Raw genomic sequence first — 10,366 nt, forward strand, 5'->3', positions numbered from 1 at the left:
ATTTGAAAGATCCGCGCTTTGCGGACGAGGCGGCGCTAAATCCGCTCGAGTTTTTGGATCTTAAGCCGAACTTCTACGACGGCGACGCGCGCGACGTGATCTTGGGCAAGAAGCTCGCCGCAAAGGATCTGGCGAGCCGCGCGGACGGCCGCTATTTGCTTATCTGCGGCGATTTTTATTCGATCATCGAGATTGGCGCGGGCGAGGTGCGGTATCTTTGGAATGACGTTCCGATCGCGGGCGGTGCGTTTTAGACCGCGGCTACAGCCTGCGGCGGAGCTTTGATCGGGCGGCCCTGGCTTGAAATTTGAGCGGTTATAAATACGGCGCGTTTTAAATTTGCTAGCATAGCGCGCCGTTATGTGCGGCTAAATTTTACCGCAGGCGGCGGCGGGGATTGCGTTCTTTCGTTGCGCACGGATCGTAAAATCGGCATCGGGCGGAGTAAATTTAAAATTTAAACACGCGGCTTATTGGGCGGCGCTCGCTCGTGAAAGGCATAAATCCGCGGGGCTAAATTTAAACGCGGCGAAGCGGCGTTTAAATTTGCTTTTGCCGCGCGATGGCGACGCGCCGCGAGATTAAAATTTGACGATTTAAAAAGCGCGCAGGTTGGGCTTATTGCGGCGTAGCAAGCAGCTTTTGTCGAATGAAATTTCGGCTTGCGGTAATGCGTAGTTTGCGCTGATGGGTTTGATTTTGCGGCGCATCGCTAAGCTAAATTTGCGATTTAATGTGGCGCGCGGCTGCGCGGTTTTGGTTTATAACTCGGCTTATAATTTTAATCACGCGGATAGATTTGCGCCGCGGGTTGAAATTCGGCCGCGTGCGTTGAGGATTTAATTTCCGCGCTTTATAAAATTTACGTATCGGGCGCCGCGATTGCGGGTTAAATTCCGCGGGGCGCGCTTCACGATGCGCGGATTAAAATTTTAATCGCGCCGGATGGGCTTGCCGCGGGCTAAATTTAACGCAAGCGTATCAAAGAGCGCAGAAGGAGTAAAATTTGAAGGCTTATGCAAAGATCAATGTTTTTTTAAAAGTCGTCGGCACACGCGGCGGTTACCACGAGATCGCCTCGCGCTTCGTGCTGCGCAGGGAGCTGTTTGATGAGATAAGCTTTGAGCGCGCGAGCGGCTTTGTGCTTGAATGTGACGCCGCGCAGATCGCGGATAACATAATTTTAAAAGCCAAGGCGGCGCTTGAGCAGGCGGGCTTTGCGCGCGAGCTTGCGGAGTTTTTCGGCTCGCACAAGATCGTGCTTAAAAAGCATATTCCGATCGGCGCGGGTCTTGGTGGCGGCAGTAGCGACGCAGCGGCGTTTTTGCGGCTTGCGAACGAGGAATTAAGCTTAAAAATTTCGCGCGAGCGGCTTATAGCGATCGCGCAAAATATCGGCGCGGACGTCGCGTTTTTTGTTAGCGGGCTGGAGGCTGCAAACGTGCGCGGCATCGGCGAGATCATCGAGCCTTTCGAGGACCGGCTGCCCGCGATCGAAATTTTAACGCCAGCGATCTTTTGCTCCACCGGCGCGGTTTATAACGAGTTTCGCACAAGCTTTATGCAAAACATAAATGCCGCGCAGGCGCAAGAGATGTTGCGTTTAGGCAGCGAGCAGCTGCTGTCGCAATATGGCGGCTTTCAGCTAAACGATCTTTTCGCGCCGTGCATAAAGCTATATCCGCAGATGAGCAAGTATCGCGATATGTTTCTAAGCGGCAGCGGTAGCAGCGTGTTTTTCTTAAAATAAGAATTCCAAGGCGCGCGGTTAAAATTTAAAAGCTAAATTTAAAGATAAAATTTAAAATTCGCTCGCCCGCTTTTAAATTTAAGCAAAAACGGGCTAAGCTTAGGACCAAATTTAGAAGGAAAAAGATGAAAGAACTGAGTAAAAATCGCAAGGCATTTCACGATTTTACGATACTTGAAAGCTTTGAAGCGGGCATCGTGCTAAAGGGAAGCGAGGTAAAAGCTCTGCGCGCGGGCAGGGGCAATCTCAAAGATAGCTTCTGTCGCGTGATCCGCGGCGAGCTGTTTTTGCTAAACGCCCATATCAGCTATCTTGAAAGCACCAACGCCCACTTTCGTCCAGACGAAGGGGCAGTGCGAAAGCTTTTGATGCACAGAAAGCAGATCGACAAGCTGCTTGGCGCGGTTAGCAAAGAGGGCCTTACCATCGTGGTTTTGTCGCTGTATCTGAATGATAAAAACCGCGTAAAGGCGCGTATCGCTTTGGCTAGTGGCAAAAATCTGCACGATAAGCGCGAATCGCTAAAGCGCAAGGAAGCCGACCGCGAAGCGCAAAGCGCGATGAAGCGATACGACAAGCATTCATTTTAAATTCACAAAACTTTGGTTAAAATGCGGGCTTAAATTTAAACCCGAAGGAAATGCAATGAAGAAATTTTTACTATCATGTTTGGCGATTTTTGTTTTAAGTGGCTGCGGAGATGATTCGCAGAAAAAGACGGGCTCTGCTGGCGAGAATCCTGCCGCGAGCGAGAATCAGATGGCAAAAAATTCCGCTCAAGATAAAAATGGCGAGCGTATTGGCGGAGAAAGTGGCGATGAGGTAGCTTTTACGCCGTTTAAAACGGGCGAGCGCCTTACGCTTAAAAGCGTCGTAGGCGGCGAGGTAACGATCGAGCGGACAGAAAAGGGCTTTAAGCTCGCGGACAGCGATAAAATTTTAATGTTTGATATTTTCGGTACATACTGCCAGCCATGCCGCATCGAAGCGCCGCATCTGATGGACTTTCAGTTAAAAAATTCCGCGGATTTTCTAATGGTCGGCTTGATTTATTTTGAGGACATTACGGACGCGCAAGTGATCGAAAATTTTACGAAAAAGTTTAATGCGTATTATTTCATCTCCAATTCAAAACAAAACGAGCGCATAGTGGGTCAAATTTTAAGCGACATCGGTTATCGTCACGCGCTTTCGATCCCTTTTAAGGTAGTACTTAAAGATGGAAAATATCAAAGGCTTACCGACATCAATGAGGGCGATGAGCGGGGCAAGCCATATTACTTAGGCATGGTCGATACCGATGTGATAAAAAGCGATATCGCCAGGATAAAAAATGGCAACTAAAACCGGTGTGCAGATTCACACTCGCGCCAAAACAAAATCTTTCGTGCCTCGTCCGTATAAAGTAATTTTGCTAAACGACGACGTGACGACGATGGATTTCGTGGTTTATATTTTGATGGAGATTTTCGCCAAAAACTTTAACGACGCCGTAGATTTAATGATGAAAGTGCACAAGCGGGGTCGCGCGGTTTGCGGCGCGTATCCTAAAGAGATAGCCGAGTGCAAGCAACAAGCGGTTTTACAAGCGGCAAAGGCCGCAGGATTCCCTCTTAGATGTGAGATCGAAGAGGATTAAATTTAAAGGAAAGCAATGATAGGATTTTTTTTAAACAAACATTTTGAACAAGCAATCAGCGTCGCAAATGACGGCGAGGACGAATATATCACCACTTCGCACGTAGTTTATGCGATTTTTAAATACAATAAGCCCTTTCACGGGCTCATCGCCAAAGAAATTCCAGATATTAACTACCTAAATATCTTGGATAATCTGGGCGGGCTTTTGGATATGATGCCTAAATCAAGCGGCAAGGCCCCAGCGCAGACGATAGAATTTAAGCAGTTCTATACTGAATTAAATAACGCTAAAGAGCCTAAAAACGAGCTTGATTTTATGCTTAAAATTCTAAATGATAAGGAAAACGACTGCACTAAAATTTTAAATCACTACGGTATCAATGCCGCGATTTTTGAGCTCATCGTGCGAAAGTACAAATCCGCTTTCGATCACCGTGATGAGGTCGTTTCTCGCGACGAAGCCGCAGCGATTAAGCTAAACTCATACGATATCGATGATATCACGCATGCGATGAATTATGACGAAAGCCGCAGGCAGTGGCAGAATACGGAATTTGAGCCTGCGTTTGAGGGCGAAAAGGACGCCATAAACGAGCGCGATATTAAAAAGGATTCGCCTAGTTCACTTTATACAGCAAACCTCAATAAAATCGCGCTTGAGGGTAAGATCGATCCACTCATCGGACGCGAAAAAGAGATCGAAAAGACGCTGCAAACCCTCTGTCGCCGCAAGAAAAACAATCCTATCTTAGTGGGCGAAGCAGGAGTTGGTAAAACCGCGATCATCGAGGGTATCGCGCTAAAAATCGTCCGCGGCGAAGTGCCAGAAAAGCTAAAAAATAAGGTGATTTACGCCCTTGATGCTGGCGCGCTGATCGCAGGCACTACGTTGCGCGGTGAATTTGAAGAGAGGCTAAAGGATCTCATAGACGAGTTTAGCGCTAATCAAAATGCGATTTTATTTATCGATGAAATTCACACGATCGTTGGCGCAGGCACGGGCAATCGCAACGAACTTGATATGTCAAACATCCTAAAACCTTCGCTTGCAAGCGGCGAGCTATCGGTCATCGGCGCTACTACATACGGCGAATACCGCTCGTTTTCGCAGGATAAAGCGCTTAGCCGCAGGTTTTGCAAAATCGACGTGAGCGAGCCTAGCATCGACGATAGCGTCGAAATTTTAAAAGGCGTAGCCAAAAAATATGAGGAATTTCACGGCGTAAAATTTAGCGACGAAATTTTGCGAGATAGCGTAACGCTTGCTAAAAAATATCAAAGCGATAAATTCCTTCCCGATAGTGCCATTGATCTCATTGACGAGGTGGGTGCGAGTTTTGCATTTAAGCCGCATGAAGCTCCGCTTGAAATCAGTAAGGACGATTTGGTAAATACGCTTTCTATTAGCGCGAATATTGCAAATTTAAGCAGTAGCGTCGATAATAAACAGGTACTAAAAAATCTGGAAGCTAATATCAAGCGTGAAATTTTCGGTCAAGATGAAGCGGTTAGCAGTCTTTGTAAGGCGCTTCTACGCTCTTACGCCGGGCTTGGAGGCGCAAGCTCTCCAATCGGCGTATTTTTATTTGCAGGTAGTAGCGGCGTGGGCAAAAGTGAGCTAGCCAAGGTCTTAGCCGCGCAGCTCGGAGTACATTTTGAGCGCTACGATATGAGTGAATATATGGAAGCTCACAGCGTCTCGAGACTCATCGGAGCACCTCCTGGATACGTGGGCTTTGAAAACGGTGGAATTTTAACGAATAACATCAAAAAGCACCCTTACAGCGTTATTTTATTTGATGAGGTAGAAAAAGCTCATCCTAGCATGACGAATATTTTTTTAGGAATTTTCGATAACGCAAGCCTTACCGATAATAACGGCGTTACGACCGATTTTAAAAATACGATCATAATAATGACGTCGAATTTAGGCACGAAAGAAGCGCCGCAGGTTGGATTTACGAAGGACGAGAGCTATAAAGTAGATAGCGCCATAAGAAGCTTTTTTGCGCCGGAATTTCGCAATCGTATCGATAAAATCATAAATTTTAACCGCTTAAGCGGCGAAATTCTAGAAAAGATAGTGGATAAGACTATCGGCGAGCTAGAGTCACAGCTAAAAAACGTAAAGATTAGCCTAAACAAGGAAGCAAAAGATTTGATTATCTCGCGCGGCTATTCGGACGAGTTTGGCGCGCGAAATTTAAAGCGCGAGATCAGCTCTCAGATCAGCGATCATATAAGCGGTGAGCTGCTTTTTGGCGCGCTGCAAGAGGGCGGCTTAGTTAGCGTGAGCGTCAAAGATGGCGAGCTAAGCTTTAGCTTTGCTTCTACGCCTTTGCCGCAGATAGAAAAAAAGCAACCTGCACTAGCTCAAAGCAGTGTCGTTAAATAATGGCTCGGTTTTACGATTTTCCAGATCCTATGGATGCGCCCGATTTTGCGCCGCTTGCAAGTGGCGGCGATCTGAGCGAGGATTGTTTGCTTAGCGCTTATAGCGCAGGGATATTTCCGTGGTTTAGCGAGGATGAGCCGATTTTATGGTGGTCGCCCAATCCGCGCGCAGTGCTTGATCCGCGTGAAGTGCGTGTGCAAAAGTCCATTAAGCCCTATCTTAAGCGATATGACGTTAAATTTGACGCGAATTTTAAGGGCTTCATCGAGCGCTGCAAAGACGTGCGAAAAAAAGAGAGCGACGGCACGTGGATCAGCGAGCAGATCGTGCAGGCTTACTCGCGTTTGGCAGCAGACGGCTACGCTCACAGCGTCGAGGCGTACGAGGACGGCGAGCTTGTGGGTGGGCTATACGGGCTAATTTTTGGGCGTGTGTTTTGCGGCGAGAGTATGCTGAGCCTAAAGAGCAATGCTTCGAAAGTCGCGCTGATTAGGCTTTGTGAGGTGCTTGCAAATTTCGGCTTTCTAATCGATTGTCAGATTATGAACGAGCATCTGAAATTTATGGGTGCTAAAGAGATGCCGCGAGCGGAATTCCTCGCTCTATTTGCTGAGCTTAGTGCGCAAGATAGCGGCTTTGAGCGCTTTGCGGATCTTAAAGTTCCGCGCGGAGCGCAGCATTGAGTCAAAGCTTGAGATGCAGCAGCGTAAAAAATGCGCGGAATTTAGAATTTTAAAGAAATAAGATGTGGCAAAGAGATAAAAGCTCCTCGGTCGGTATGATTATTGTGATGTTTATATTCGTGCCGGCGGCGCTTTTTGTATTTTTGGCGATTTTATATTTTTGGGGCAGCACTGAGCGCAAGCTACCGCGCCTGGATGTCAATGAAACCAACAGCGCGATCCGCGGCGCGATAATCGCAAAAGATAATTATGTCGCGGCAAATTCCGTCAAACTCTATAAAGTTAGCGTCGATGCGCGAAGCATCGATAAAAACAAGCTTGATCTTTTCGTGCGGCTTTATTGCATCTATACGGGCGATAGCGAAAAGCGTGTCAAAAGCGCGATCGAGGGCTCTGGCGGCACGACCGTGCTGTCGTATAAGATCGACGCCAAAACCGCCGTGCATCTAAAAGAGCTTGCATATAAGCTAAATTTAAAAAAGGTCTTCGTCAGCTTCATGGGCTCAAACGGCAGGTTAAATCCGCCTATCCGCATGAGCGTGACCGAAAGCGGCGAGAAGCGCAGTTACAATGTCGGCGATTCGCTCACTCCGTTAATCGGCTATATCAATAAAAAAGAGGTTGATGGCATCACCAAGGTTAGCGGCATCAAAGGGATCGAGAAGTACTATGAGTATTATCTAGCGCCGGTTAGAGATGAGTTTATCGTGGGCCCGCGCGATATCGGCGGCAACATCATCCTAGAGCGCAGCAGCAAAAAAACGGGAAGGATCGACGGCTACAATGTCCGCCTAAGCGTGCCGCTAACACTGCAAAGAAAGATAGAGCGCCTAAGTGATGAGGGCGCGGATAATTACGATGCGCGAGAAATCGTGGTAGGCATTATGAACTCCAAAACGGGTAAAATTTTAGCCCTCGCGACCAACGCCCGCTACGATCCTTCAAATATCACCAAAAACGATCTGAAAAATTTAAATTTTACCGCGAGCGAATACGCTTACGAGGTGGGCTCGATCATGAAGCCGATAATTTTCGCGATCGCCTATGATGCCAAAGCCGTCAAACCGGGCGAGATCATTAATACCTATAACGGCAGCTATAAGCTTGGTACTCGCACGATCCGCGACACGCATCCTGCAAAGCAGATGAGCGGCGAGGAGATCATCATCCACAGCTCAAATATTGGAATGATTAAAATTTCAGAGCGGCTGGAGGGGCAGGCTATTTATGACGGGCTGATGAATTTTGGTATGTCGCAAAAAACGGGTATCGATCTGCCGTATGAGCAAAGCGGAAATATACCTAGTATCAAAAGCCTGAATAATAAAATTTACAAAGCCACGATCAGCTACGGCTACGGCGCGCAGATGACATTCCTTCAGATGCTCAATGCCTATACCGTCTTTAACAACGGCGGCATCATGATTAGTCCGCGCCTAGTTGAAAATCTAGAAAATAACGGCAAAACTTACATCGTCAACGAAAGCGAAACCCGCCAGGTCATCTCTAAACCTACCGCCGACGTAATCAAAGGAATTTTAATCAAAACGGTTGAGAGCGGCACTGGGCGCAAGGGGCGGGTAGCGGGGCTGCAAATCGGCGGTAAGACGGGCACTGCGCGTATCGCCAAGGGAGGCGGCTATTCGAGCGCCTATAACAGCTCGTTTTTTGGCTTTGCCAACGACGCGGACACCAGCTACACGATCGGCGTTTTGGTGCGCGAGCCTAAAAGAGGCAGCTACTACGCCGCTCAAAATGCGCTGCCGATCTTTAAGCGAGCGGTAGGAATTTTGATAGAGGAGGGCTATCTAAAGCCCGCAGCCGACGCAAACGCCACGCAAAAGGTCGAGATCAAGGATGAGGCAGTTGAAATTAAAGATTAAATTTGCTAAATTTCGCGAGGTTTTTTAAAATTTTGCGGCTTGCATTACGGCGTCGAAATTTTACGCAATGCGACGCGGCTTCGTGAAATTCAGCGGCGTTTAAATTTTACGGCGCGGAATTTTGGCGGCATAGAATTTCGTGGCGTAAATTTTAACGGCACGGCGATGGAATTTTATCGTAACGTGGGATTTTGGCGCGGTAGTAAAATTTTATCACGGCTTGAAATTTTGCATGGCGCCGCTCACTGCGCTAAGGCAGCGAATTTTTATCACAATACGAAATTTTGCCGCGGTAGTAAAATTCCGTATCAAGACAAAATTTTAAATTTGCCGTCGCGCAAGTAACGCAAGTAAAACGGCGAGCGAGCTTGAAATGTTAAATTTTAAGACGCGCAATGTATCTGCGCAGCCCTGAAATTTAGCGAGTTTGAGAGCGAAATTTAACGATGAAATTTAACGCAAAGAAAAGAGGAAAATATGAAAGCAAATGAGGGAAAAATGAAAATAGCGATAATCGGGCTTGGCTACGTTGGGCTTCCTTTGGCGGCGGCGTTTGCGGCGAAACACGAGGTCGTGGGCTTTGACGTTTCGCAAGAGCGCATAGACGAGCTGCGCGGCGGGCACGACCGCACGCTGGAGCTTAGCGACGAGGAGCTTGCCGCGGCGATTCAAAACGGGCTTAAATTTAGCGCAAAGCTAGATGATATGAGGCAGAGTAATTTTTACATCGTGTGCGTGCCGACGCCCGTAGATAGGCTAAATCGCCCAGATCTTACGCCGCTAATCAAGGCCAGCGAAAGCGTCGGGACCGTGCTTAAAAAGGGCGACATCGTCGTGTATGAAAGCACCGTCTATCCGGGCGCTACGGAGGAGGACTGCGTGCCGGTGTTGCAGCGCGTAAGCGGGCTTAAATTTAACCGCGATTTTTTCTGCGGATATTCGCCCGAGCGGATCAATCCGGGCGATAAAATTCACACCGTCACGAAGATCAAAAAGATCGTCTCGGCAAGCACCCCAGAGGCTCTGGACGTCGTAGATAGCGTCTATCTTAGCATACTGCAAAACGGCACCTTTCGCGCTAGCAGCATAAAGGTCGCCGAGGCCGCGAAGGTGATCGAAAACACCCAGCGCGACATCAATATCGGCTTTATCAACGAGCTTGCGATCCTGTTCGGCAAGCTCGGTATCAACACCAACGACGTCATCGACGCGGCGGCTACGAAGTGGAATTTCTTAAGCTTCCGTCCAGGCCTCGTGGGCGGGCACTGCATAGGCATCGATCCGTATTATCTGGCGCAGAAGGCAACCGAGGTGGGCTATCACCCCGAAATCATCCTCTCAAGCCGCCGCATCAACGATAATATGGGAAGCTACGTCGCTACGGAGGTCGTCAAGATGATGATAAAATACGACGAAAAGGTAAAGGGCGCGAAGGTCTTGATCTTGGGACTGACGTTTAAAGAAAACTGCCCCGACACCCGCAATACGCGCGTCGTGGATATGATAAACGAGCTTAAAAATTTCGGCTGCGAAGTAAGCGTCTATGATCCTTGGGCGAGCGCCGCCGACGCCAAGAGATACTACGACATCGATCTGCTACAAAAGCCCGATTTGCGCAAATTTGACTGCGTCGTAATCGCCGTGGCGCATAAGCAATTTTTCGAGCTTGATTACGCAGGCTCGCTGGTTTACGACGTAAAAAACGTATATAAAGGCGCGCAAGGAAAGCTCTGAAATTTAGCTTGGGGGTTAAATTTAGACTTTATCAGTGCGGTTTATTTTCTATGTTTTGAATCTCAAGCACGATGCTAAGCTGCAAAAATAGATAAAATTTTAGTATAAGTGAAAGTTAATCCTCATCGTTATATAATCGCGGCACTTTCGGGGGAATAAAACGAGTTGTCGCTTTAGGTTTTGCTTAAAAGCTAAAGCTCTTTACAAGCCAGTGTTTTAAGGCTGAAGGATCAAATTTGAAGACCTTTTTGAAGACCTTGCTTAAAATCATAAAAAACAT

At 47.8% G+C, this 10,366-nt stretch carries 9 protein-coding genes and 1 pseudogene; all 10 read left to right on the plus strand.

Annotated elements, in window-relative coordinates:
* A pseudogene (gene truB / locus Q0614_RS10060) lies at positions 1 to 254 on the plus strand (tRNA pseudouridine(55) synthase TruB); the annotation flags it as partial.
* A gap of 752 nt (positions 255 to 1,006) precedes the next feature.
* On the plus strand, positions 1,007 to 1,750 hold the full coding sequence (locus Q0614_RS10065) for a 4-(cytidine 5'-diphospho)-2-C-methyl-D-erythritol kinase (RefSeq protein ID WP_298788456.1): 744 nt from the start codon (positions 1,007 to 1,009) through the stop codon (positions 1,748 to 1,750).
* Positions 1,751 to 1,875: 125 nt separating this feature from the next.
* Positions 1,876 to 2,340, plus strand: coding sequence for an SsrA-binding protein SmpB (smpB, locus tag Q0614_RS10070; RefSeq protein WP_298027415.1), 465 nt, complete (start codon positions 1,876 to 1,878; stop codon positions 2,338 to 2,340).
* 55 nt (positions 2,341 to 2,395) lie between these two features.
* Complete coding sequence (locus Q0614_RS10075) at positions 2,396 to 3,094, plus strand: TlpA family protein disulfide reductase (RefSeq protein WP_298788458.1); 699 nt, start codon at positions 2,396 to 2,398, stop codon at positions 3,092 to 3,094.
* Complete coding sequence (locus Q0614_RS10080; RefSeq protein ID WP_298788460.1) at positions 3,084 to 3,389, plus strand: ATP-dependent Clp protease adaptor ClpS; 306 nt, start codon at positions 3,084 to 3,086, stop codon at positions 3,387 to 3,389. Before Q0614_RS10075 ends, Q0614_RS10080 begins: the two co-directional genes overlap by 11 nt.
* 15 nt (positions 3,390 to 3,404) lie before the next feature.
* Complete coding sequence (locus tag Q0614_RS10085) at positions 3,405 to 5,786, plus strand: AAA family ATPase (protein ID WP_291936643.1); 2,382 nt, start codon at positions 3,405 to 3,407, stop codon at positions 5,784 to 5,786.
* A complete protein-coding gene (aat, locus tag Q0614_RS10090; RefSeq protein ID WP_298788462.1) occupies positions 5,786 to 6,469 on the plus strand; it encodes a leucyl/phenylalanyl-tRNA--protein transferase in 684 nt (227 codons plus the stop codon). Before Q0614_RS10085 ends, aat begins: the two co-directional genes overlap by 1 nt.
* Positions 6,470 to 6,531: 62 nt before the next feature.
* Complete coding sequence (locus Q0614_RS10095; RefSeq protein WP_298788465.1) at positions 6,532 to 8,352, plus strand: penicillin-binding protein 2; 1,821 nt, start codon at positions 6,532 to 6,534, stop codon at positions 8,350 to 8,352.
* Positions 8,353 to 8,517: 165 nt separating this feature from the next.
* Positions 8,518 to 8,697, plus strand: a complete 180-nt coding sequence (locus Q0614_RS10100; RefSeq protein ID WP_298788467.1) for a hypothetical protein — start codon at positions 8,518 to 8,520, stop codon at positions 8,695 to 8,697.
* Between the two features lie 153 nt (positions 8,698 to 8,850).
* The gene (locus tag Q0614_RS10105) at positions 8,851 to 10,086 is read left to right on the plus strand and encodes a nucleotide sugar dehydrogenase (RefSeq protein ID WP_298788468.1); all 1,236 of its coding nucleotides are present in this window, start codon (positions 8,851 to 8,853) and stop codon (positions 10,084 to 10,086) included.
* The last annotated feature ends 280 nt before the right edge of the window (positions 10,087 to 10,366 follow it).

This window comes from uncultured Campylobacter sp., from assembly GCF_937997595.1.
In the GTDB taxonomy this organism is placed as follows: Bacteria; Campylobacterota; Campylobacteria; order Campylobacterales; family Campylobacteraceae; genus Campylobacter_B.